Source organism: Streptomyces rubellus (assembly GCF_036323805.1).
Classification (GTDB): domain Bacteria; phylum Actinomycetota; class Actinomycetes; order Streptomycetales; family Streptomycetaceae; genus Streptomyces.
Window position 1 is genome coordinate 36,996 of the sequence record NZ_JAZDCX010000007.1, and the last position, 23,291, is coordinate 60,286.

The 23,291-nt window shown below is 72.3% G+C and carries 25 protein-coding genes; 11 read left to right on the forward strand and 14 right to left on the reverse strand.

Annotated features, from left to right (window positions below; all coding sequences use genetic code 11):
- Positions 1–53: 53 nt before the first annotated feature.
- The 7 genes from V1L54_RS10050 to V1L54_RS10080 form a co-directional block, all read right to left on the reverse strand.
- Positions 54–1,058: a ketoacyl-ACP synthase III gene (locus V1L54_RS10050; protein ID WP_330117571.1), complete on the reverse strand. Its 1,005-nt coding sequence runs from the start codon at positions 1,056–1,058 to the stop codon at positions 54–56.
- 10 nt (positions 1,059–1,068) lie between these two features.
- Positions 1,069–2,025 (reverse strand): ACP S-malonyltransferase, encoded by a 957-nt coding sequence (locus V1L54_RS10055; protein WP_330117572.1) that lies wholly within the window; start codon positions 2,023–2,025, stop codon positions 1,069–1,071.
- 100 nt (positions 2,026–2,125) lie between these two features.
- Positions 2,126–3,328: a PucR family transcriptional regulator gene (locus tag V1L54_RS10060; protein ID WP_330117573.1), complete on the reverse strand. Its 1,203-nt coding sequence runs from the start codon at positions 3,326–3,328 to the stop codon at positions 2,126–2,128.
- Between the two features lie 14 nt (positions 3,329–3,342).
- Positions 3,343–4,311 carry a hypothetical protein gene (locus V1L54_RS10065; RefSeq protein ID WP_330117574.1) on the reverse strand — a complete coding sequence of 323 codons (969 nt, stop codon included), beginning with the start codon at positions 4,309–4,311 and terminating at the stop codon, positions 3,343–3,345.
- Positions 4,269–4,646: an MFS transporter gene (locus tag V1L54_RS10070; RefSeq protein WP_330117575.1), complete on the reverse strand. Its 378-nt coding sequence runs from the start codon at positions 4,644–4,646 to the stop codon at positions 4,269–4,271. The genes V1L54_RS10065 and V1L54_RS10070 overlap by 43 nt, the downstream gene beginning before the upstream one ends.
- A gap of 49 nt (positions 4,647–4,695) precedes the next feature.
- Positions 4,696–4,953: a DUF397 domain-containing protein gene (locus V1L54_RS10075; protein ID WP_330117576.1), complete on the reverse strand. Its 258-nt coding sequence runs from the start codon at positions 4,951–4,953 to the stop codon at positions 4,696–4,698.
- On the reverse strand, positions 4,950–5,774 hold the full coding sequence (locus V1L54_RS10080) for a helix-turn-helix domain-containing protein (protein WP_330117577.1): 825 nt from the start codon (positions 5,772–5,774) through the stop codon (positions 4,950–4,952). The genes V1L54_RS10075 and V1L54_RS10080 overlap by 4 nt, the downstream gene beginning before the upstream one ends.
- A gap of 202 nt (positions 5,775–5,976) precedes the next feature.
- On the opposite strand from V1L54_RS10080, the gene V1L54_RS10085 reads away from it, so the two are divergent.
- Together V1L54_RS10085 and V1L54_RS10090 are read left to right on the forward strand one after the other, a co-directional pair.
- Positions 5,977–6,651, forward strand: a complete 675-nt coding sequence (locus V1L54_RS10085; protein WP_100204976.1) for a pirin family protein — start codon at positions 5,977–5,979, stop codon at positions 6,649–6,651.
- 44 nt (positions 6,652–6,695) lie between these two features.
- Entirely contained in the window at positions 6,696–7,397 is a 702-nt protein-coding gene (locus V1L54_RS10090) for a maleylpyruvate isomerase family mycothiol-dependent enzyme (protein WP_330117578.1), read from the forward strand.
- A gap of 99 nt (positions 7,398–7,496) precedes the next feature.
- Here V1L54_RS10090 and V1L54_RS10095 read toward each other — a convergent pair whose 3' ends face one another.
- A complete protein-coding gene (locus V1L54_RS10095; RefSeq protein WP_330117579.1) occupies positions 7,497–8,825 on the reverse strand; it encodes an SGNH/GDSL hydrolase family protein in 1,329 nt (442 codons plus the stop codon).
- A gap of 184 nt (positions 8,826–9,009) precedes the next feature.
- On the reverse strand, positions 9,010–9,831 hold the full coding sequence (locus V1L54_RS10100) for a serine hydrolase domain-containing protein (protein ID WP_330117580.1): 822 nt from the start codon (positions 9,829–9,831) through the stop codon (positions 9,010–9,012).
- A gap of 289 nt (positions 9,832–10,120) precedes the next feature.
- Between V1L54_RS10100 and V1L54_RS10105 the strand changes: the two genes are divergently transcribed.
- A complete protein-coding gene (locus V1L54_RS10105; protein ID WP_330117581.1) occupies positions 10,121–10,630 on the forward strand; it encodes a MerR family transcriptional regulator in 510 nt (169 codons plus the stop codon).
- A gap of 115 nt (positions 10,631–10,745) precedes the next feature.
- On the opposite strand, the gene V1L54_RS10110 is transcribed toward V1L54_RS10105, so the two are convergent.
- Together V1L54_RS10110 and V1L54_RS10115 are read right to left on the reverse strand one after the other, a co-directional pair.
- Positions 10,746–11,663: a DUF4429 domain-containing protein gene (locus V1L54_RS10110; protein ID WP_330117582.1), complete on the reverse strand. Its 918-nt coding sequence runs from the start codon at positions 11,661–11,663 to the stop codon at positions 10,746–10,748.
- Positions 11,664–11,895: 232 nt separating this feature from the next.
- Positions 11,896–12,591, reverse strand: coding sequence for a TetR/AcrR family transcriptional regulator (locus V1L54_RS10115; RefSeq protein ID WP_330117583.1), 696 nt, complete (start codon positions 12,589–12,591; stop codon positions 11,896–11,898).
- A 304-nt stretch (positions 12,592–12,895) separates the two neighbouring features.
- On the opposite strand from V1L54_RS10115, the gene V1L54_RS10120 reads away from it, so the two are divergent.
- Positions 12,896–13,300, forward strand: a complete 405-nt coding sequence (locus V1L54_RS10120) for a peptidase inhibitor family I36 protein (protein WP_443076571.1) — start codon at positions 12,896–12,898, stop codon at positions 13,298–13,300.
- Here the strand turns inward: V1L54_RS10120 and V1L54_RS10125 are convergent.
- Positions 13,281–14,087, reverse strand: a complete 807-nt coding sequence (locus V1L54_RS10125; RefSeq protein WP_330117584.1) for a potassium channel family protein — start codon at positions 14,085–14,087, stop codon at positions 13,281–13,283. The genes V1L54_RS10120 and V1L54_RS10125 overlap by 20 nt on opposite strands.
- Before the next feature lie 60 nt (positions 14,088–14,147).
- Between V1L54_RS10125 and V1L54_RS10130 the strand changes: the two genes are divergently transcribed.
- The gene (locus tag V1L54_RS10130; RefSeq protein WP_330117585.1) at positions 14,148–14,441 is read left to right on the forward strand and encodes a small hydrophobic protein; all 294 of its coding nucleotides are present in this window, start codon (positions 14,148–14,150) and stop codon (positions 14,439–14,441) included.
- 155 nt (positions 14,442–14,596) lie between these two features.
- On the opposite strand, the gene aceE is transcribed toward V1L54_RS10130, so the two are convergent.
- Positions 14,597–17,329, reverse strand: a complete 2,733-nt coding sequence (gene aceE / locus V1L54_RS10135; protein WP_330117586.1) for a pyruvate dehydrogenase (acetyl-transferring), homodimeric type — start codon at positions 17,327–17,329, stop codon at positions 14,597–14,599.
- A gap of 418 nt (positions 17,330–17,747) precedes the next feature.
- Here aceE and V1L54_RS10140 point away from each other — a divergent pair, with 418 nt between their 5' ends.
- The 6 genes from V1L54_RS10140 (at position 17,748) to V1L54_RS10165 (ending at position 22,316) form a co-directional block, all read left to right on the forward strand.
- Entirely contained in the window at positions 17,748–18,188 is a 441-nt protein-coding gene (locus V1L54_RS10140) for a DUF3052 domain-containing protein (RefSeq protein WP_100204990.1), read from the forward strand.
- Positions 18,189–18,302: 114 nt separating this feature from the next.
- A complete protein-coding gene (locus tag V1L54_RS10145) occupies positions 18,303–18,761 on the forward strand; it encodes a peroxiredoxin (protein WP_330117780.1) in 459 nt (152 codons plus the stop codon).
- A gap of 105 nt (positions 18,762–18,866) precedes the next feature.
- On the forward strand, positions 18,867–19,442 hold the full coding sequence (locus V1L54_RS10150; protein ID WP_330117587.1) for a TerD family protein: 576 nt from the start codon (positions 18,867–18,869) through the stop codon (positions 19,440–19,442).
- 173 nt (positions 19,443–19,615) lie between these two features.
- Positions 19,616–20,194 carry a TerD family protein gene (locus tag V1L54_RS10155; protein WP_330117588.1) on the forward strand — a complete coding sequence of 193 codons (579 nt, stop codon included), beginning with the start codon at positions 19,616–19,618 and terminating at the stop codon, positions 20,192–20,194.
- A gap of 73 nt (positions 20,195–20,267) precedes the next feature.
- Positions 20,268–21,425, forward strand: a complete 1,158-nt coding sequence (locus tag V1L54_RS10160) for a DUF475 domain-containing protein (RefSeq protein ID WP_330117589.1) — start codon at positions 20,268–20,270, stop codon at positions 21,423–21,425.
- Positions 21,426–21,560: 135 nt separating this feature from the next.
- Entirely contained in the window at positions 21,561–22,316 is a 756-nt protein-coding gene (locus tag V1L54_RS10165) for a Tellurium resistance (protein WP_330117590.1), read from the forward strand.
- 40 nt (positions 22,317–22,356) lie between these two features.
- Here V1L54_RS10165 and V1L54_RS10170 read toward each other — a convergent pair whose 3' ends face one another.
- Positions 22,357–23,283, reverse strand: a complete 927-nt coding sequence (locus tag V1L54_RS10170; RefSeq protein ID WP_330117591.1) for a TerD family protein — start codon at positions 23,281–23,283, stop codon at positions 22,357–22,359.
- Positions 23,284–23,291: the final 8 nt, after the last annotated feature.

Here is a 23,291-nt window from a genome sequence, read left to right on the forward strand (position 1 = left end):
TTGTGTTGTGTGGTGGTCCGGTGTGTTGCGGTGGAAATGACCGGTCCGGGGGACTAGGGAAGGGTAACGACCGTCGCGGCGTAGACGAGCCCCGCCCCGAAACCGATGACGAGCGCGGTGTCGCCGCTCTTCGCCTGCCCGGCCGCCAGCAGCCGCTCCATCGCGAGCGGAATCGAGGCGGCCGAGGTGTTGCCGGTGGTCTCCACATCGCGGGCGACCGTGACGTGCTCCGGCAGCTTGAGGGTCTTCACCATCGAGTCGATGATCCGCATGTTGGCCTGGTGCGGGATGAAGACGTCCAGGTCTTCGGCGGTGACGCCGGCGGCCTCCAGCGCGCGCTGGGCCACCTTCGCCATCTCGAAGACGGCCCAGCGGAAGACCGTCTGGCCCTCCTGCCGGAGCGCCGGGAACTTCTCGACCTCGCCGTCGCGGTAGTGGTCCCAGGGCACGGTCTGCGAGATGACGTCCGCCTTGTCGCCTTCGGAGCCCCACACCGAGGGACCGATGGCGGGCTCCTCGGACGGGCCCACGACCACCGCTCCGGCGCCGTCGGCGAACAGGAAGGCGGTCGTACGGTCCGTCAGATCGGTCAGGTCCGACAGCCGTTCGACACCGATCACCAGCACGTACTCCGCGCTGCCCTCCACCACCAGGCCCTTGGCGACGGTCAGGCCGTAGCCGAAGCCCGCGCAGGCCGCGGAGATGTCGAAGGCGGCGGCGTTGCCGGTGCCCAGCCGGTGGGCGATCTCGGTGGCGATCGAGGGCGTCTGCTTGAAGTGGGAGACGGTCGAGACGACGACCGCGCCGATCTGCTCGGGAGCGATCCCGGCGTTCGCGACGGCCTTGCCCGACGCGGCGAGCGACATCTCCGCGACGGTCTCCTCGGGGCCGGCCCAGTGCCGGGTGGCGATGCCGGAGCGGGAGCGGATCCACTCGTCGGACGAGTCGATGTGCTTGAGGATCTCCTCGTTCGGCACCACCCGGGTCGGGCGGTAGCCGCCGACGCCGAGGACACGCGCGTACGGGGCGCCCTTCGCGGGCCTGATCTTCGCGGTCATTCTCGGGCTCCTATCGGCTGCTGTCCGGCTGCCGGACCGTCGCGGCGGCCTGCTCGGCGAGCAGTTCACGTGCCGCGTCGAGCTGGTCGGGGGTCTTCAGGGCCAGTGTCCTGACCCCCGGCAGGGCGCGCCTGGCCAGACCGGTGAGGGTGCCGCCGGGGCAGAGCTCGACCAGGGCGGTGACGCCCAGTTCCCGGAAGGTCTCCATGCACAGGTCCCAGCGCACGGGGTTGGAGACCTGGTGGACCAGCCGCTGTACGACCTCGCGCCCGTCGGTGACCACCCGGCCGTCCCGGTTGGAGACGTAGCGGACCTTCGGGTCGTCCGCCCCGACACCCTTGACGGCCTCCTCCAGCACGGCGACGGCCGGGGCCATGTGCCGGGTGTGGAAGGCGCCGGCGACGGCCAGCGGCCGTACCATCCGGACCCCCTCCGGCTTGTCTCCGGCCAGCGCGGCGAGCTGCTCGGCGGTGCCCGCGGCGACGATCTGGCCGGCGCCGTTGATGTTGGCGGGGGTCAGGCCCAGCTTCTCCAGATGCGCGGTCACCGTCTCCGGGTCCCCGCCCAGTACGGCGGTCATCCCGGTCTCGGTGACGGCGGCGGCCTCGGCCATCGCCAGACCGCGGCGGCGGACGAGCGTCATCGCGCCCCCGGGAGTGAGCACCCCGCCGACCGCCGCGGCGGTCAGCTCGCCCACACTGTGGCCGGCGACCGCGCCGACGGCACCCTCGGGGGCGTCCGCCAGCAGTGCCTGTGCACAGACCAGCCCCGCGGCCACCAGCAGCGGCTGGACCACCGCCGTGTCACGGATCTGCTCGGCGTCCGCCTCGGTGCCGTAGTGCACCAGGTCCAGGCCGATGGCGGCCGACCACTCCCCGAGCCGGTCGGCGGCACCGGGGAGTTCGAGCCAGGGGGTCAGGAAGCCGGGTGTCTGGGCACCCTGGCCGGGAGCAACGAGTACGAGCACTCTCCCACTCTCTCCTGTCGGCATGGGTCACCGCCGGTGGGGACCGGCACGAAGAACGGTCAGGGGAATTGTGGGAGGACGACAAAACCGCTGGGCGTGACTATATCCGGTCGCTCCCGTCGGCCAGTCGGCCCAGGATCAGGGCGACGCGCAGGGTGAACGCCGAGCGGACGTCGGACGGCGACCAGCCGGTGACGTCCGTCACACGTCGCAGCCGGTAGCGAACGGTATTGGGGTGCACGAACAGCATCCGTGCCGCCCCCTCCAGACTGCTCGCCTGTTCCAGATAGACGCTGAGCGTCTCCAGGAGCGCGGCACCGGCCTCCTGGAGCGGTCTGTAGATCTCCTCCACCAGCAGCGCGCGCGCGGTGGGGTCTCCGGCCATCGCGCGCTCGGGCAGCAGGTCGTCCGCGAGCACCGGGCGCGGTACGTCCGGCCAGGCGGCGCACGCCCGCAGCCCGGCGGCGGCGGCCCGTGCCGAACGCGTCGCCGACAGCAGGTCGCCGACCACGGGCCCGGCCACCACCGGGCCGGACGCGTACGGCCCGATCAGGGCCTTGGCGATGCCCAGCGGATCGTCCGAGCCGCCCGCGACCACCACCAGCCGGCTGCCCAGCACCCCGGTGAGAACCTGGAGTCTGGCGTGCCGCGCGGCACGCCGTATCGCCTCCACCGTCAGTTCGCTGTCCCCGTCGGGCGCGGTGCCCAGCACCACGGAGACATGTTCGGGGGAACTCCAGCCCAGCGCGGCGGCCCGGGAGACGGTCCCCTCGTCGACCTCGCCGGAGAGCACGGCGTTGACCACCAGCGACTCCAGCCGGGCGTCCCAGGCGCCGCGGGCCTCGGCGGCCTGCGCGTACACCTGGGCGGTGGCGAAGGCGATCTCGCGGGCGTAGACCAGCAGGGCCTCGCGCAGCACGCCCTCGTCGCCGGGGGCGGCCACCTCGTCGATGGCGGACTCCACGACCTCGATGGTGGTGCGGACCATCTCCACGGTCTGCCGCAGGGTGACGGCCCGGGTCAGCTCCCGCGGCGCGGTGCCGAACACGTCCGTGCTGATCGCCTGCGGCGTCTCCGGGTGCCGGAACCACTCGGTGAAGGCCGCGATGCCGGCCTGCGCCACCAGCCCGATCCACGACCGGTTCTCCGGTGGCATGGCGCGGTACCAGGGCAGTTGCTCCCCCATCCGCGTGATGGCCGCGGCGGCCAGCTTGCCGGAGGACTGCTCCAGCCGCCGCAGCGTCTCGGGGTGCGGATGCGGGCGCTGCTTGTCGGATGCTGGGGTCTCGGTGGATTCGAGCACGGGACAAGACTGCCCTATTGGTACGGGCTTGTGGGGAGCGGGTGTCGGATTCGTACAATCCGCCGCCCGGGGAGCGGTGCGTCCCGGGCGCCGCGCACGGGGTCGGAGAGCCCGGTACAGCAGCGCCGCGGCGAGTTGGAGGACGGCGACCCCAGCAGGAGGAGGGGCGGGGGCAGCGCGGCGCAGACCCCGGCGAGAGCGGCTCCGCAGGCCGCCGCGGAGATCTTCAGCCCCGCCCCCACGGTGAAGACCTGGGTCCGCACCCGGGGCGGTGCGTGGTCGGCCCGGAGCCGCAGGGCGGCACCCGGCAGCGGGCCGTTGAACACTCCCGCCGCGGCGAACAGCGCCGCCCGCGCGGTGAACGACGGCACGGCCGCGGCGGCGGCCAGGAGAAGGCCGGCGCCGGCCAGACAGCCGGGCACCAGGTGCCGGGCGGGCAGGAAGCGCGGACGGCGGGCCGCCGCCAGGGCACTGGCGAGCGCTCCGGCGGCGAAGGCGGTCATCAGCACGCCCCCGGCGCCCGGACGGCCCTGACCTTCCGTCAGCAGCACGGCGGTGGTGGCCAGACCGCCGATGCCCGCGAAGGCCAGACAGGTGGCCGCGGTGATCGCGCGCAGCTCCCGGACACGCCACACGGCCGCCGTACCCGCCGCGAGATCGGCGCGCAGCGTCACCGGCCCGCCGGAGGCGGGCGCGGCCGGGGCGCGCCGCACGCGCGGCCCGTACGGCAGTCCGGCCGCCAGGGCGGCGGCACCGGCCGCCGCCGCGCCCAGCAGGGCCACGGCCGCACCGGACGAGACCCCGACGGCGACGCCGCTCACCACGGCCGGGGCGGCCACCGACACCGCGTTGTACGTCGCCGCGTCCAGGGCGTACGCGCGGTCGCGGTCCGCCCCCTCCGGGACCAGCCGGGACACCAGACCGGACAGCCCGCCGGTGGTCACCGGCCCGCAGCAGCCGCCGAGCGCGGCGACGGCCAGCACCACCGGCAGGGAGCCCGGCCGGGCAGTGCGGCAAGCGCGGTGATGCCCGCGGCCAGCCCGCCCAGCGCACCGCAGTGGAAGAGCCGGGGGCGGCGCGCCCGTTCGGCGAGGGCGCCGGTCAGCGGGGCGGCCAGGACGTGCGGCGCCATCCACGCGGTGAGCACGAACGCGCCCTGCGCCGAGCCGCCGGTGCGGTGCACCGCCAGGAGCACCACGGCCACCGCCATGCCCTCTCCCGCGAACCGCGCGAGGAGGGCGGTGGCCAGACAGAGGCGCAGCCCGGTGGCCGGACGCACACGCACCTCCGCGGTGTGCCGTTTCGCTGTCGCTGTCACGGAACACTTCCCCGGCGCGGACGGAACAGTACAGTGCCGGAAGGCCGGGTCAGCCCCGGGCGGTGCGGAGGAAGGCGGACCAGGCGCCGGGAGTGAAGGCGAGGGAGGAGGGGCGGCCCCCCTTGGAGTCGCGTATGTGGACGGTGCCCGGGCGGGCCGCCGCACCGGTGGGCCGCCCGTCCGCGGGACCGGTGCCGCCCCGTTCGCCGGAGCCCGGCGCGCGCCACTCCACGGCCACCTCCACGCACTCGCCGCCCTGGCTGCCGCTGTAACTGGACTTGAACCACGCCAGGTCTGCGGTGCTCATGACGCGCGGATCAGCTCCTCGATCAGCCGTACGGAATCCTTGGGGGCGAGAGCCTGTGTCCGGATCATCCCATAACGTGTCTGAAACTCACTCACCTTCTTCTGGTCATCGATGACGGAGCCCATGGCCTGTCCCTCCACGTACGCCACCCACTGCCGTTCCGGGGTCTCCAGAAGCGTGAAGGGACCGTCGAAGCCGGCGTGCGTCTCGTAGTGCGTGGGCATGAGCTGGATCGACACGTTGCGCATCCCGGCCAGCTCCAGCAGCCGTTCCAGCTGGGCCCGGCTGACGGCCTTCCCGCCGACGGGACGCCGGAGCACCCACTCCTCCACGACCAGCGACAGGGAGACCGCCGGCCGGCGCGTCAGCAGCGCCTGGCGGTCCAGACGGGTCCGCACCTGGCGCTCGAGCTCGTCCTCCTCCAGCACGGGGACGTACGCGCCCAGCACGGCACGGGCGTAGTCCTCGGTCTGCACCAGCCCGTGCACGACATGGGTGTTGAACGTCCACAGGCTCACCGCCTCCTGCTCCAGCCGGGCGTACTCGCCGAACCAGGCGGGCAGCCGGGTCCACCGCAGATGCGGCGCGGCGGCCAGCAGCGCGCCCCGGGCCTCCAGCAGCTCCTCGGCCCGCGCGATGAAGTCCGGGCTCGCCAGCCGCTCCCCGTACTCGATCTTGGCGACCATCGACTTCGAGTAACCGGCGTATCTGCCCAGCTCCTCCTGGGTCGTGCCGTGCGCCTCGCGCAGCGCGCCCAGCACCGCGCCGAAGACCTTCATCCCGTCCGAGCCCGTGCTCGCGTTGCCGGTCGTGGGTGTCACAGTGATCACTTCTTCCCCGCCCCGCTGGCGACGCGGGGCTGCGCTTCCGTCACTGCCGGTCACGCTAGGGGGCGGCGGCGGGGGCCGGAGGGACGATCGGCCAAACAACCACCGAAAGCGGCAAGCCGCCCGCGGGGAGGACGGAACCGGGGGCTTCCGGCCGCGGTGTGACGGCATGCGGGCAGCCGCGTACCGTGGAGGGATGCTGCGTGTATGGCGTGAGGTCGACCGCTACCGGGGCGGGGACGAGGCGGCCGGGATCGAGACGCGGCACGCCTTCTCCTTCTCGGGCTTCTACGACCCGGGCAACGTGCGCTTCGGGCTGCTGGTCGCCTGCAACGAGGAACGGCTCGCGCCGGGCGCGGGCTTCGCCGAGCATCCGCACGCGGATGTGGAGCTCGTGACCTGGGTGGTCGAGGGGGAGCTGACGCACGAGGACTCGGCCGGGCGCCGGGTGGTGGTCCGTCCCGGCGACGTCCAGCGGCTGAGCGCCGGGCGGGGCATCCGGCACGTGGAGCGCAACGCCGGCGCCGAGCCGCTGCGGTTCGTGCAGATGTGGCTGGTGCCGGGGGTGTTCGGCGGCGAGGCCGAGTACGAGGTGGTGCGCGGCATCGCGGACGGCACCCCGTACGCGCTGGCCCGCGCGGACGCGGTGCTGCACGTACGGAGGCTGGGCGCGGGGGAGCGCACGGCGGTCCCGGACGCGCCGTGGGTGTACGTCCATCTGGTGCGCGGCGGTCTGCGCCTCGGCGGGGAGTTGCTGGGGCCGGGCGACGCGGCGCGCGTCACGGACGCCGAGGGCCTGGAGGCCGCCGGGGAGGCGTCCGGGGCCGAGGCGCTGATCTGGGAGATGCACTCGGAGCCGTCCTACGGCTGACGGGGCGGGCCGCCCCGCGGGCCCGGACCCCGTAGGCTTCCGCCGTGGATCCCGACCTCCTCCTCGGCCGGCTGCGACGCGAACTCGGCGCCTTCCGGGCCTGCCTGGACGACGGCCACCGGAGCCTGTCCGCCCCGGTGACGCACTGCGGGGAGTGGACGCTGCACGACCTCGCCGCCCATCTGGGCCGGGGCAACCTGTGGGCGGCGGCCGCCGTGACCGAGGGCCACGGCGGGCTGCGGCCCCCGCCGGCGCCCGGGGAGCCGGCCGCCCTGGCGCGCTGGTTCGACGGGACGTGCGCGGTGCTGCTGGACGCCCTGGCGGCCGATCCGTCCGCCCCGGCCTGGACGTTCCACCCGCCGCACACGGTCGGCTTCTGGCGGCGGCGCCGCGCCCTGGAGACCCTGGTGCATCGCTGGGACGCCGAACACGCCCTGGGCGCGGCCCGTCCGCTGGACCCGGAGACGGCCGGCGAGGGCGTGGCCGAGGTGTTCGACACGATGGCCCCGCGCCAGCTCGCACGCGGCCGGGCCCGGCCGCCGGACCGCGCCGTACGGCTGACCGCCACGGACACCGGCGCGTCGTGGACGTACGGTCCGGGCACCTCGGCCGCCACCCTGTCCGCCCCCGCCGAGCGGCTGCTGCTGGTGCTGTGGGGGCGCCTGCCCGCCGACGGCGGCGCGGTGGCCTGGGAGGGCGACCGCGCCGCCGGGCTGCGGGTGCTGGCCGGTCCGCTGGTGCCCTGAGCAGAGGGCCCGGGACGCCTCCGGGTCCCGGAGAGGGCACCGCCCCCGGTGCCGCCGCGGGCGCGGCACCGGGGGCGGCGGCACGGTCTGCCGGACGGCCTACCGGAACAGCCTGCCGGGGATGGCGGCGGCCAGCATCCCGTAGCCCTCGGGGTTCAGGTGCAGCCAGTCGCCGTCGTGGACGTCCGGGTGCAGCCGGTCCGGGTTCCGCGGGTCGCGCACCACCCGGTCGAAGTCGAGCACCGCGTCGAACTCACCGCTGGTGCGGATCCACTCGTTGACCCGCTGCCGGGCCGCCTCGCGGTTGCCGGTGGGGTCGGCGTAGTAGTCGTTGCCGCTGAAGGGCAGCAGCGTCGCGCCGTACACCTTGATGCCCTGCGCGTGGGCGCGGGTGACGATCTGCTCGTAGGCCGCGATCAGGTCGTCCGCCACCTGCTTCTGGGCGGCCTCGGCCGGCTCCGCGGTGCCGATGTCGTTGATGCCCTCGAAGACGATCAGCCACTCGACGCCGCTCTGCGCCAGCACGTCGCGGTCCAGCCGGGCCAGGACGTTGGGACCCAGGCCGTCGTTCAGCACCCGGTTGCCGCCGGCCCCCTGGTTCAGCACGGCGATGCCGGAGGTGCTCCGGCGGGACTGCAGCCGGTCGAACCACTGGTCGGGCCAGCGGTTGTTCGCGTTGGTGGTGGAGCCCCGGCCGTCGGTCAGCGAGTCGCCCACGATGGCGACCGCCCTGGTGGACGGCCTGGACCACGCCTCGATGCCGCTGAGGAAGTACCAGTGGTCGGTGGGCGTCGCCCCGGGCAGGTCGGCCTCGCCGAGGTGGTTGCCCCGCAGCAGGTACGAGGTGGTCCGGGAACCGGGGTGCGAGGTGATCTCCTCGGAGGCCTGCCCCTCGGCCAGATAGACCGTCACGGTGAGGTTGGTCCCCGGTGCCACCTTCAGGTCGAGGGGATCGGAGACCATCTGCGCCCCGACCGGGATCACCGTGCCGGGGCGGCCGTTGAAGGTCAGCGGGCGGGACGTGCCCGGCTCGATCGCGCTGACCCCGGCCCTCCCGTCGAGCGGCAGCGCCACGGAGGCCGCGGTGATGGGCAGCGCCGTGCCGCCGAAGGCGTTGGAGAAGCGCAGCCGCAGCTTGTTCCCGCCGGTCGAGACGCGGACGGTCTGCCGCAGCGTGGTGTCCTCCATGACCAGGCCGTCCTGGGTGAACGGCTCCGGCGGCATGTTGTGCGGCTCCGTCAGCTGCGGCATCGAGACCCAGGTGTTGACCCAGTGCCCGCTCTTCTTCGACGGGTGGTGGGCGGCGGGGCCGGTCCCGGCGCGGTTCTCCTGGGGCCCCAGGGAGCCGGTCACGGCGGAGGCGGTGAAGACGGTGGCCGCGAGGGCCACCGCGGCCACCAGGCCGGTTAAGGGCGATCTCCTTCTCATGGGCTGCATGTCCTCCGATGGGATCGGTCGTCGCGTGCGCGTGCGACGTTAACCGGTCGTGCCGGAGGGACAAGAGTGCCTCCCGGGCGTGCGGTGTACGGCAGTGCTATGCGATGTACGGCGGTTCCGTGCGATGTACGGTGCCGACGCGCTCCGTGCGGTCGGGCCGGCCGTGCGGGCGCGTTCAGCCGTTCCGCCGCAGTTCCGCCAGCACCGCGTCGGTGAACGACGGCCAGGCGTCGATCGCCCAGGGCCCGAAGTCACGGTCCGTCAGCACCGCGCAGGCGGCGCCCGCGTCCGGGTCCACCCACAGGAACGTGCCCGACTGCCCGAAGTGGCCGAAGGTGCGCGGCGAGGAGGCGGAGCCCGTCCAGTGCGGCGACTTGCCGCCGCGGATCTCGAAGCCCAGGCCCCAGTCGTTGGGCCTCTGGTTGCCGTAGCCGGGCAGGACACCGGGCAGTCCGGGGAAGGCCACCGAGACGGCTCCGGCCACGGTCCGCGGGTCCAGCAGCCGCGGGGCCTGGAGTTCGGCGGCGAAACGGACCAGATCGGCCAGGGTGGAGACGGCGTCCTTGGCGGGGGAACCGGGCAGTTCGGTGGCGGTCATGCCCAGCGGCGCCAGGACGGCCTGGCGCAGGTACTCGGGGAAGGGGATGTCGGTGGCCTTGGCCAGATGGTCGCCGAGCACCTCGAAACCGGTGTTGGAGTAGATCCGGCGGGTGCCGGGCCCGGCCATGGTGCGCTGTTCGTCGAAGGCGAGACCGGAGGTGTGGGCGAGCAGGTGCCGCACCGTCGAGCCCTCCGGCCCGGCCGGCTCGTCCAGCTCGACCGCGCCCTCCTCGGCGGCGACCAGCACGGCGTACGCCGCGAGCGGCTTGGTCACCGAGGCGAGGGGGAAGCGCCGGTCAGCGGGGCCGTGCGTGCCGGCCACCGTGCCGTCGGCGCGTACCACGGCGGCCGCCGCCGTGGTGACCGGCCAGTCATCGATCGTGCGCAGGCTCTTCATATGCGTCCTAGTGGGGAACGAACCACCGGCTTCAGTCGGTGGGGGAATCACTTCCCTGATGTGCGGTAATTCTCCGTTCGTCCCGGAAGGGGGCGGTTCGGGCTGGACCGCGGCCTTCGGGCCGGAAGCCCCCTCTCGACAGGTGGGGGAGCGGAGTCACGCCCCGAGCCTAACGCGGGGCGGCACGGGGGAAGGGCGGGGGACCGACGGCGGGGTGTGCGGGGGAACCGCGGGCTCCGCCGCCGGTCCCCCTTGCCTGGAGTGCACTCTAACTCCGTAGCGTTGAGTCATGACCGTGACGCAGACGCAGACGCAGCCCCCCCAGCCCCAGCGGCCGGACGGCACCGTGGCCGGGATTCCGTCGGACCCCCGGTCGGCCCAGTGCGCGTCGGCGGAGGTGAGGCACCCGCGGCCGGACGGGCAGGACCGTTACCTGATCAGCGAGGTCGCCGCGTTCACCGGGTTGAGCGCCCACACGCTGCGCTGGTACGAGCGGATCGGGCTGCTGCCGGATGTCGACCGCTCGCACACCGGTCAGCGCCGCTTCACCAACCAGGACCTGGACTGGCTGTCCTTCGTCGGAAAGCTCCGGCTGACCGGCATGCCGGTCGCGGACATGGTGCGCTACGCCGAGCTGGTGCGGGAGGGCGACCACACCTTCGCCGAACGGCAGGAACTGCTGCGTGCCGCGCGCGAGGACGTACGGCGCAGGATCGCCGAACTCCAGGGAGCCCTGGCGGTCCTCGATTTCAAGATCGACTTCTATGCGGACGCCCGCCGGGCGTCGGAAAGGGCCTGAGGCCCGGCGAGCTCCGGGAGCGTCCGGACCACCGGGCCGGGGAGCGGTCCTGCCCGCCCGCGCACGGCGGCCCCGGGGGGGCCGCCGCCCGGTGGGCGACCGTACGCCGCGGCCGTCACAACTCGGCCAGCAGCTCGGCCTTCTTCGCGCCGAACTCGTCGTCGGTGAGCAACCCGGCCTCGTGCAGTTCGCCCAGCTGCCGGATGCGGTCGGCGACGTCGGAGGGGGCGGAGCGGGGCGGACCGTCCGGAAACACGGCCGGTCCGGCGGGGGCGGGGGGCGGGGCCGGATCCCGGGCGGCCGGGTCCGCTCCGGCCGCCCGTACCGCCGCCAGCACCGAGGCGGCCAGCGGCAGCGACTCGTGCACCAGGCCGTATCCCAGCCCGAAGACGACGGCCGCCGGATCCTGGTCCGGCTCCAGGGACTCCCGGCCGGGGTGCGGCCCGTGCTCGTCACGGCGGACCAGTCGCAGATGGCCGCCCACGACCTCGGGCGAGCGCCATACGACCCCCGTCAGCTCGCCGACGCCGAACCGCTGGTCGCCCGCCTTCCACTTCGCCGAGGAGGCCCCGGTCCAGAACCAGCGGAAGGACACCGTTCCTCTGTCGAAGGAGACCTTGCCGTCGTACGCCTTGAAGTGCAGCGGCGGTGGGGGCGCGGCGACCAGATGGCGGTCGGCGGGCTCGGCGGCCACCGGGCCGAGCGCGGCGCGCAGCTCGTCGGCCAGGGCGGCCGCCCGCTTCTCCCGGGAGGCCGGCAGCACCAGGCGGTAGGGGTCGCTGGTCTCCCTGAGCTGCCCGGCGGCCGCCTCCATGAGCGGATCGGCGCCCGGCCGCGGTTCGGCGCGCAGCACCACCGTCCCCCGCCGGGGGCCGGGCGTCAGCCCGACCGAGCTCAGCGCCTCGTACGGAACGCGCCGTTCACCCAGGACGTGGAACAGCTTCGGTGTGCGGATCCCCCGTTCGAAGCGGATGAGCACGGAGTCGGTGTCGAACTCCCAGGAGGAGTTGGTTCCGGCCAGTACGTCACCCATGCGGGTTATCGTATGCGGCGGCCGTGCGGTCGTCCTCCCCGCCGCGACTACGCGCGTCACACCGGCCGTGCCCGAGCCGTGCCGTGCCCGCCGACCGGCCTCCCGGCGGGGCCTCGCGGGGCACCCGCGCCCACGGCCGTCAGGACGGCCGGTGCCCGGCGCGAAGCAGCCGCCGCGGCCTTCGCCCCGGTGGTGGTCGGGCGCCCGGCGCCGGCGGCGGGGGAGACCGGAGTCACCCCTCTGCCGTCCCGGGGGAGGCGCGGAAGCGCCCGTCAGCCGTGTGGCCCGTCCCGCGTTCCTCCGGGGCCGGGCCCCAGTTCTCGGTCAGCGCCGGACCGAGCATGCCCAGGTAGCCCTGGAAGAGCCTTCTGGCGCCGTCGACGGTCACGTCGTCACCGGCGGCCCAGCGGCGTCCCGCGAGCTGTATCACTCCCGCGAACGCGGCGACCAGCACATGCGGCCGCGGGTCGCCCTCCGGATCGACACCGGCCCGTCGGGCGAGCTCGGCGGCGAGCCGGTCGCCCTGCTCGGCGGAGTGGCGCAGATGGACGGCGACCAGGGCCGGGGTCGTCTCGATGAGCTGCCACATCCGCATGTACAGCTCGATCGGCACGACCTCCCGGATGGCCTCCCTGATGCCGTGCCAGGAGTTGCCGAGCGCGTTGCCCAGCACCTGTATCGGCGTCTCGTGGCCGGGACGCTCGGCGACGGCGGCGAAGAAGCGCTCCTCGACCATCCGCTGGAGGACGAAGGCCACCTCCTCCTTGTTCGCGAAGTAGCGGAAGAAGGTCCGCTGGGAGACCTCCACGGCGTCGGCGATCTCGTCGACCGTGGTGCGTTCGTACCCCTGGGTGACGAACAACTCGTGGGCCGTGCGGATCAGCGCGTCCCGGGTGCGCTGCTTCTTGCGTTCACGCAGTCCGGTCACTCCGCTCACCTCCCGCCGACCGTGTCGGTGCAGGGCACCCTACCCGTCCGGGCAGGTCGTCCGGGGGGAAGCACACGAGCTGTGGACGACAGAGCGGTTGTGGACAACTCCGTTACCCGTCCTGGTGAATCAGGCGGTCCGCCCTTGGCGCGCCAACCGGTCCGCGCCGAAGCTGATCACACGACCGACACGGGGAGTGATCCACATGTACCGCACACAGGACGACCGCGACACCCGGAGCCACGGGATCAGCCGGGAAGTCCGTCACGGCCGGTACGGCCGAGGCGTCCGGGGAGCCCGCGCGGTGGCCCGTCCCGCGCCGCCGGCCCTTCCGGCGGCCGCCACTCTGCTCCTGGTGCTGCTGACGGCACTGGCGCTGCTGGCGGCGCTGGCCCCGCGGACCGCCGCCGCGCCACCCGGGGCGGTACGGCTGGGGGCGTGCGCGGCCGGGCAGCTGTGCCTGTGGGAGGTGGAGGACTTCCGCGGGCAGCGCCACGCCCGCGAACTGGCGGACACCGACATCGAGAGCTGTGTGCCGCTGCCCCGCGGCGCGTCCGTCGCCTCGCTGGCCAACCGCACCGGCAGGCCCGTGACGGCCTATCAGAGTGCGGAGTGCGCCGAGACCGGGGAGTTCGAGACCTACCCGTCCGGCTCCTGGTCCCCCCGGATGCCCTACCGGGTGCGGGCCGTCAAGATCTGGGAGAACTGAGGTGCCCGGCCGTGCCGGAGGCGGGACCGGCGTCGGGACCCCCCGGGGCCGCCCGCTCCTCCCGCAGCTCCGCGACCTCTGTCCGCAGCGCCCGCACCTCGGCCGTGAGCGCCTCGATCGCCGCCGTCTGCCGTTGCTCGATGGCCTCCTCCTCGTCGAACCGCGCGATGAACCAGGCGGCGATGTTCGCGGTGACCACGCCGAGCAGGGCGATTCCCGAGAGCATCAGCCCGACGGCCAGCAGCCGGCCCACACCGGTGGTCGGCGCCAGATCGCCGTAACCGACCGTGGTCATGGTGGTGAAGGACCACCACACCGCGTCACCGAGTGTCTCGATGTTGCCTTCCGGGGCCTTCCGCTCCACCTCCAGCACGGCCAGCGAACCGAACACCAGCAGTCCCGCGCAGGACCCGGCCACATAGGTGGTCACCCGTACCCGGGAGACCATACGTGCCCGCTGTCCCACCAGCAGCAGGGCGGACACCAGCCGCAGCAGCCGCAGCGGCTGGAGCAGGGGGAGGAGCACGGCGAGCAGCGCGAGCGGCTGCCCGCGGACGAACCGCCACCGCCGGGGGCTCAGCCAGAGGCGTACCGCGTAGTCCACGGCGAAGACCGCCCAGACACCCCACTCCACGGCCCGGCACGCGTCCTTGACCCACGGGGCGACATCCGGGCGCACGATCGGCACGGCATAGGCGACGGCGAAGAGCACCGACAGCAGCAGCAGTGGTCCTTGCGTCCGTTGCTCCCAGCGTTCCCGGGCCTGTATGTCCGCCATGCCCGGCATCGTACGGGGGACTCGGGGTATCCGGAGTCACAGCCCGACTCGACGAGCCCGGGAGGGAAGATGACGGGCACGCGGTACTTCGAAGGCAAGAAGCGCGGCGGTGGGGATCTCAGCGGCGACGAACGCTCGACGTTCGGGATCATCGGCCTGGTCTGCGCGGTCGCCGGATTCTTCGTGATGGGTTTCGTTCTCGGCCCCATCGCGATGGTCTGCGGCTGGCTCGCCATGGGCCGCCGCTGGATCGGGGCCCGGTCCAAGCCGGCCCTGGTGGCCATCGTCCTGGGCGCGATCGACACCGTACTCGCCCTGATATGGCTGGCCACCGCGCCCGCGCCGTGGGGGCTGTGGCCCTGACCGGGACACCGGTCCGGATCCGGCCCGCGGATCCGGACCTCGCGGACGGCCCACGGATCCGCCCCGCACAGGTCTGACCGCCGGCGGCGGCCGAGGACGGCCGGGGGCGGGACGGAGACCTCTCCGTCCCGCCCCCGGCCCGTCCCTGGAGTCCGTCAGGCGTCGCCGCCGGCGGAACCCGGGTCGGCGGCGGACACGTCGAGCAGCTGGTAGCGGTCGATGGCCTGCTTCAGCACGGAGCGGTCCACCTTCCCCTCCCCGGCCAGCTCGGTGAGCACGCCCAGGACGATCGACTCGGCGTCGATGTGGAAGTAGCGCCGGGCGGCGCCGCGGGTGTCGGCGAAGCCGAAGCCGTCCGTGCCCAGCGACTGGTACCGGTTCGGCACCCAGCGGGCGATCTGGTCCGGTACCGAGCGCATCCAGTCCGAGACGGCCAGTACCGGGCCCTCGGTGCCCTGGAGCTTGCGGGTCACATACGGCACGCGCTGCTCCTCCTCCGGGCGGAGCAGGTTGTGCTTCTCGGTCTCGACGGCCTCCCGGCGCAGTTCGTTCCAGGAGGTGGCCGACCAGACGTCCGCCCGGACGTCCCACTCCTCGGCGAGGATGCGCTGGGCTTCCAGGGCCCAGGGCAGCGCCACACCCGAGGCGAGGACCTGGGCCGGGATCGACCCCGCCTCGCCCTCCCGGTAGCGGTACAGGCCCTTGATGATGCCCTCGGCGTCCACGTTCTCGGGCTCGGCGGGCTGCCTGATCGGCTCGTTGTAGACGGTCAGGTAGTAGAAGACGTCCTCGGCGTTCTCGCCGTACATCCGGCGCAGACCGTCCCGCACGATGTGGGCGATCTCGAAGCCGAAGGCCGGGTCGTAGGAGACGCAGGCCGGGTTGGTCGAGGCCAGCAGCTGGGAGTGGCCGTCCGCGTGCTGCAGCCCCTCGCCCGTCAGCGTGGTGCGGCCGGCGGTGGCGCCGAGCACGAAGCCGCGCGCGAGCTGGTCGGCCATCTGCCAGAACTGGTCGCCGGTCCGCTGGAAGCCGAACATCGAGTAGAAGACGTAGACCGGGATCAGCGGCTCGCCGTGGGTGGCGTAGGCCGATCCCGCGGCGATCAGCGAGGCCGTGCAGCCTGCCTCGGAGATGCCGTCGTGCAGCATCTGGCCGTTCGGGGCCTCCTTGTAGGCCAGCAGCAGCTCGCGGTCCACCGACTCGTAGGTCTGGCCCAGCGGGTTGTAGATCTTGGCCGAGGGGAAGAACGAGTCCATGCCGAAGGTGCGGTACTCGTCGGGCGCGATCAGCACGAACCGCCTGCCGATCTCCTTGTCCCGCATCAGGTCCTTCAGCAGCCGCACGAAGGCCATCGTGGTGGCCACCTGCTGCTGGCCGGAGCCCTTCTTCACCGTGGCGTAGGTCTTGTCGCCCGGCAGCGCCAGCGGCTTGGCGCGGACCACGCGGGTGGGCACGTAGCCGTCCAGCTCCCGCCGCCGGTCGTGCATGTACTGGATCTCCTCGGAGTCCCGCCCCGGGTGGTAGTACGGGGGCAGGCCGGACTCCAGGTCCTTGTCGGAGATCGGCAGGTGCAGCCGGTCGCGGAAGCGCTTGAGGTCCTCGACCGTCAGCTTCTTCATCTGGTGGGTGGCGTTGCGGCCCTCGAAGTTCGGCCCCAGCGTCCAGCCCTTGACCGTCTGGGCCAGGATCACCGTCGGCTGGCCCTTGTGCTCCCGGGCCGCCTTGTAGGCCGCGTACACCTTGCGGTGGTCGTGGCCGCCGCGGCCCAGGTGGAGGATCTGCTCGTCGGTCATGTCCTCGACCATCCGGCGCAGCCGGTGGTCACCGCCGAAGAAGTGCTCGCGGATGTACGCGCCGGTCTCGGTGGCGTACGTCTGGAACTGGCCGTCGGGGGTGGTATTCAGCTTGTTGACCAGCACACCGTCGCGGTCCTGCGCCAGCAGCGGGTCCCAGGAGCGGTCCCAGACCAGCTTGATCACGTTCCAGCCGGCACCGCGGAAGTACGACTCCAGCTCCTGGATGATCTTGCCGTTGCCGCGCACCGGGCCGTCGAGCCGCTGGAGGTTGCAGTTGACGACGAAGGTCAGGTTGTCCAGGCCCTCGCGGGCGGCGATGGAGAGCTGGCCGAGCGACTCCGGCTCGTCCATCTCGCCGTCGCCGAGGAACGCCCACACGTGGCTCCTGGAGGTGTCGGCGACGCCGCGCGCCTCCATGTAGCGGTTCATCCGGGCCTGGTAGATCGCGCTGATCGGGCCCAGGCCCATGGAGACCGTCGGGAACTCCCAGAAGTCCGGCATCGACCGCGGGTGCGGGTAGCTGGACAGCCCCTCGGGGTACTTCGACTTCTCCTGGCGGAACCCGTCGAGCTGGGTCTCGGTGAGCCGGTCGAGAAGGAAGGCGCGGGCATAGATGCCCGGGGAGGCGTGACCCTGGAAGAAGACCTGGTCACCGCCGTCACCGGCGTCCTTGCCGCGGAAGAAGTGGTTGAAGCCCACGTCGTACAGCGAGGCCGAGGAGGCGAAGGTGGCGATGTGGCCGCCCACCCCGATGCCCGGCCGCTGCGCTCGGGACACCATCACGGCCGCGTTCCAGCGGGTCGCGTTGAGGATCTTGCGCTCGATCTCCTCGTTGCCGGGGAAGAACGGCTCGTCCTTGGTGGCGATGGTGTTGACGTAGTCCGTGCTGCGCATCTCGGGCACGGCCACCCGCTTCTCGCGGGCCCGCTCGATGAGGCGGAGCATCAGGTAGCGGGCACGTTCCCGGCCCCGCTCGTCGACGGCCGCGTCGAGCGAGTCGAGCCATTCCCGGGTCTCCTCGGGATCGAAGTCCGGGACCTGGCTGGGAAGGCCACCAATGATGATCGGGTTGCGATCGGATCCGGAAGCCACGCTGTTCCTTCGCTGTTAGGTCTTGCTCTGTCGGGGTGTCGCGCCGTCTCCCATCGTGTACCGCAGGGGCGGATACGTCATCTCTACCGAGGGGTAACACCACTTTGTGAGATGTCCGGACGCCCGGGCCGGCGCGGCCGGGACGTTGACCGGCCGAACGGCAACCCTACGCCTGTCGCGCATGTGATCCGGGTACGGCCGTTCGACCCCGTCATACTCGGCACCCAATGGGGCAAAATAGGCATACAGTTGTGTCACGCGCCGCGCCGGTTGAGGCGGTGTGCGGCGACAAGTCAACGTTTGGGCTGGCTCGGCGGCGGGGTACTTGCGCGATCGGTCCCGCACGTGTGGACTACGCCCAATGCTTCGCGCGTATGCGCGGGCACCGTACTTTTCGAAAGATGACAGGAGGCAATCCGTGAGCGCGACCGCGGACCACGCGGAGGAGCGGACCAACCCTGCCGCAAGGCTGGGTTTCCAGCCCGGGCAGGTGGTCCAGGAGCTCGGCTACGACGAGGATGCCGAGCAGGCACTCCGTGAGGGAATCGAGGCCATCACGGGCCAGGAGCTCGTCGGTGACGACTACGACGACATGGCCGACGCCGTGGTCCTGTGGTTCCGCGAGGAGGACGGGGATCTGACGGACGCGCTGGTGGACGCCATCACGTTGATCGAGGACGGTGCCCCGGTCTGGCTGATGACCCCCAAGACCGGACGGCCCGGGTACGTCGAGCCGAGCGACATCGGCGAGGCGGCCCAGACCGCGGGCCTGGCCCAGACCAGCACCGTCAACGCGGGCAAGGACTGGACCGGCAGCCGGCTGGTCACCCCCAAGGCCGCCCGTACCGGCAAACGCTGATCATCGCGGCCTCGTGAGCCGCCGAGCCCCCGTACGGCACCCGCCGTACGGGGGCTCGACATGTGGGGACGCGTAGGGTGGATGCGCGGACTTCCAGCGAGGGGACACATGTCCATGGCGATCGAGGCGGGCGTCCGGGCCCCGGGGTTCGAGCTGCGCAGCCAGCACGGCGAGGCCGTGCGGCTGGCGGACTTCGAGGGCCGGCGGAACGTCCTGCTGCTCTTCTACCCCTACGCCTTCACCGGGGTGTGCACCGGCGAGCTGCGCGCCCTGCGCGACGAGCTGCCCCGCTTCGTCAACGACGACGTCCAGCTGCTGGCCGTCTCGTGCGACTCCCCGTTCTCGCTGCGGGTCTTCGCCGAGCAGGAGGGGATCGGCTTCCCGCTGCTGTCGGACTTCTGGCCCCACGGCGAGACCGCGCGGGCGTACGGCGTCCTCGACGAGGAGAAGGGCTGCCCGCTGCGCGGCACCTTCGTCATCGACCGGGCGGGTGTGGTGCGCTGGACGGTGGTCAACGCGATGTCCGACGCGCGGGACCCGGGCGAGTACGCGAAGGCACTGGAAAGCCTGTGAGAACCCTGCCGGGGCAGGGAACCGATCACTAGGATCGACTCGTTGTTTACCGACATCCGATGATACGGGGCACACGGTGCTCCTTACGAACAACCGGGAGGACTCGTGGGAGTCAGCCTCAGCAAGGGTGGCAACGTCTCGCTGACCAAGGAGGCACCCAACCTGACCGCCGTGATGGTGGGTCTCGGCTGGGACGCCCGCACCACCACGGGTGCGGACTTCGACCTGGACGCCAGCGCCCTGCTGACGAACGCCGAGGGGAAGGTCTCCAGCGACCAGAACTTCGTCTTCTTCAACAACCTCAAGAGCCCCGACGGTTCCGTCGAGCACACCGGCGACAACCTCACCGGTGAGGGCGAGGGCGACGACGAGGCCATCAAGGTGAACCTGGCCGGGGTGCCGGCGGACGTCGCGAAGATCGTCTTTCCGGTGTCGATCTACGAGGCCGAGGCCCGCCAGCAGAGCTTCGGCCAGGTGCGCAACGCCTACATCCGCGTGGTGAACCAGGCCGACGGCCGGGAGCTGGCCCGCTACGACCTGAGCGAGGACGCCTCCACCGAGACCGCGATGGTCTTCGGTGAGCTGTACCGCCACGGCGCGGAGTGGAAGTTCCGGGCCATCGGCCAGGGCTACGCCTCCGGCCTGCGCGGCATCGCCCAGGACTTCGGGGTCAACGTCTGATCCTCGTCCGATCTCCCAGGGGCCCGCGGGTCCCGGGGACGTCGTCCGCCGGCGAGCGGTTCCACCCGGTCCCGGCAGTGTCCGGCGCCGCAGACTTCCACAACCGGGAGGTGTGCGGCGCCGGGCGGTTTGATCACACTGGGCGCACCACACCGGGGAGAGGAAGCAGGAACATGGGCGTCACGCTCGCCAAGGGGGGCAATGTCTCCCTCTCGAAGGCCGCACCGGATCTGACCCAGGTCCGGATCGGTCTGGGCTGGAAGGCCCGTTCCACCACGGGTGCCGCGTTCGACCTGGACGCCAGCGCCCTGCTGTGCGCGGGCGGGCGGGTGCTCGGCGACGAGTACTTCGTCTTCTACAACAACCTCACCAGCCCCGAGGGCGCCGTCGAGCACACCGGTGACGAACTGGTCGGCGGAACGGGGGATGACGACGACGAGACGATCATGGTGGACCTCCCCCGGGTGCCCGAGCGGGTCGACAAGGTGGTCTTCGCGGTGTCGATCCACGACGCCGACGCCCGGCGCCAGGCCTTCGGCCAGGTCACCGACGCCTACATCAGAGTGGTCAACCAGGCGGACGGCAACGAGCTGGCCCGCTACGACCTGAGCGAGGACGCCTCCTCGGAGACGGCCATGATCTTCGGAGAGCTGTACCGGTACGGCGGCGAGTGGAAGTTCCGCGCGGTGGGACAGGGGTACGCGTCGGGCCTGCGGGGCATCGCCCTAGACTTCGGAGTCAACGTTTCGTAAAGCGGGCCCGCGGAGTGTCTTCCGCCGCCCAGGACGCGGGGGGATTCCCACGCGAGAGAAGATTGGGTAACCAGTGGTTCTGAGGACATTCGGCTGGTCCTTCGGCGTCACCGCCGCCGGGCTCGTCGCCGCCTTCTTGTTCGGGGGGTGGGAGGCGTTCGCCCTGGTGGCGATCCTCTCCATCCTGGAGATCTCGCTGTCGTTCGACAACGCGGTCGTGAACGCCGGTGTGCTGAAGAAGATGAACGCCTTCTGGCAGAAGATCTTCCTCACCATCGGCATCCTGATCGCCGTCTTCGGTATGCGGCTGGTCTTCCCCATCGTGATCGTGTCCGTCTCGGCCCAGCTCGGGCCGATCGAGGCGGTCGACCTGGCGTTGAACGACCAGGAGCGCTACGAGCAGCTGGTCACCGACGCCCATCCGTCGATCGCGGCCTTCGGCGGCATGTTCCTGTTGATGATCTTCCTCAACTTCATCTTCGACCAGGACCGCGACATCCACTGGCTCAAGCCGATCGAGCGCCCGCTGGCCCGCTTCGGCCAGGTCGAGGGTCTGGCCGTGGTCATCGCCCTGATCGTCCTGCTGGTCTCGGGCAGTGTGCTGGGCACGAACGCCGTGCTCTACGAGGGCCACGCGGACGAGTCCGCGGCGGTCTATCTCGCCGGCATCGCGGGTCTGCTCACCTATCTGATCGTCAACGGGCTCTCCAGCCACTTCGAGAACAAGATCGAAGAGGAGGAGGAGCAGGAGCACGAGGCGGAGGAGGCCGCCAAGCGCGCCGGCCGGGAGCCCTCGCCGGTGCTGCTCGCGGGCAAGGCGGCGTTCTTCATGTTCCTCTACCTGGAGGTCCTGGACGCGTCCTTCTCCTTCGACGGCGTCATCGGCGCCTTCGCCATCACCAACGATCCGGTCATCATCGCGCTCGGCCTGGGCATCGGCGCGATGTACGTCCGGTCCATGACCGTCTACCTGGTCCGCCAGGGCACCCTGGACGAGTACCGCTACCTGGAGCACGGTGCCCACTACGCCATCGGCGCCCTGGGAGTCCTGCTGCTCATCACCATCAGGTGGCACGTCAACGAGGTCGTCACCGGCCTCATCGGCGTCGCCCTGATCGGTGCGGCCTTCTTGACCTCCATCCGCCACAACCGCGCCGACGCCGCCGGCAGCGGTGAGGGCGGCGAGGGCGGCGCCCCGGCGCAGAAGCCGGAAGTGCCCTCCGGGGTGTGACGGCGGCCCGATTGCGGAACGCTCTGTGCGGGGCGGCCACGCGGTGGAACCGCGCGGCCGCCCCGCGGCGTTGGGAACGGGGGACGTGACAGGAACGGCAGCGGACGATCCGGCCGGAGCTGGGGGTGGGAAGAGATGGTCTCCCTGTGGGAGAACTGGCGCGGCGGCATGCGCAGAGGCCCGAGGTTCGACACCGTCGGCGGCTCGTCGACGTACGCGACGGAGCTGACCAGACGGCACCCGACGGTCTCGCTCACCCGGCAGGGCGCCGACAGCGGCCATCTGCAGATCAACCTCTCCTGGCGGGCGAGGACCTCAGACCTCAACGGCCGGCCGCGGCGCGGCCGGCTGCCGCGCAATCCGCTGGAACTGTTCAAGCCCGTCCCGGTGCAGGGCCACACCCAGGGCGTGGTGACGGTGGACCTGGACCTGGCCTGTCTGTACGAGCTGACGGACGGCAGCAAGGGCGTGGTCCAGCCGCTCGGCGGGCTGCTGGGGGAGATCAACGCGCCGCCGTACGTCAAGCTCAGCGGCGACGACCGGTTCGGCGGGACATCGGGCGAGACCATCTACGTCAATCTCGACCACAAGGACAAGATCAAGCGGCTGCTCGTCTTCGTCTACATCTACGACGGCACCCCGGCGTTCGACCGTACCCAGGCCGTGGTCACACTGATCCCCAGCAGCGGCCCCCGCATCGAGGTCGGCCTGGACGAGCGGGAGCCCGACGCGCGCTCGTGCGCGGTGGTGCTGATCGAGCGGGACGGCAAGGGACAGCTGGTGGTGCGCCGGGAGGTCCGGTACGTCTACGGCTTCCAGTCCGAGCTCGACCGGCTCTACGGCTGGGGCCTGCAGTGGGGACGCGGCTTCAAGAAGAGCGGCCGGTCGTGACGCCGGCCCGCCCCCGCTCCGGACCGGTCCCCGTGCCGGTCTAGCGCCCCACGAACTGCGGCCCCTGCGGAGGGAGCGTGAAGCCCGGGCCGGGCTGCGGGTAGCCGTACGCGGGCCGGGGCGGCGGACCCGGTGGCTGCGCGGGCGGCCGTACGGGCGGGGGCGGCGGTATCTGCGGGTAGCCGTACGCGGGCGGGGCCGGTGGCTGCGGGTGGTCGTACGCGGCGGGCCGGTCGGGTATCCGGGCGGTGCCGGCCGCCGCCGCGGCGGGTTCGGGGCCCGGTCCGGGCTCCGGCCCGGGCTCGGGAAGGGGACGCGGGCCGGGACCGGGCTCCGGCGGGGGTGCCGGCACCGGGTCCGGCTCGGGGAGGTCCGGCTCCGGCGGCGGCTGCGGAACCGTCCCCGACGGCTCCCCGGAGGCGGCCGGCGAGCCCTCCTCCACCGAGACCCCGAAGTCCGTCGCCAGTCCGGTCAGCCCGGTGTCGTAGCCCTGTCCCAGCGCGCGGAACTTCCAGCCGTCCCCGCGCCGGTACAGCTCGCCGCAGATCAGCGCCGTCTCCGAGCCCGTCTCGGGGTGGATCTCGAAGTGCGCCACCGTCTCCCCGCCGGTGGTGTCCACCAGCAGCAGCACCAGATCGCGCACGTCCGCGAAGGTGCCGCCGTCCGCCGAGGCGGTCAGCAGCACCCGGTCCACGGACGGCTCCAGTCCGGCCAGCTCCACCTCGACGGAGTCGGTCAGTCCTTCGGGCTCGCGCCTCTTGGGCAGGTGCCGGACCAGTCCGGACGGGTGGCGGGGCTGGTTGTAGAAGACGAAGTCCTCGTCGGAGCGCACCCGGCCGTCCGCGCCCACCAGCAGTGCGGAGGCGTCGACGTCATGCACGCCCGTGCCCGGCGTCCAGCGCAGCACGGCGCGCACGGCCGTCGTCTGGAGCTGGATGTTCGACCCCTTCAGCATCGCGTGCGTCATGACCGCCA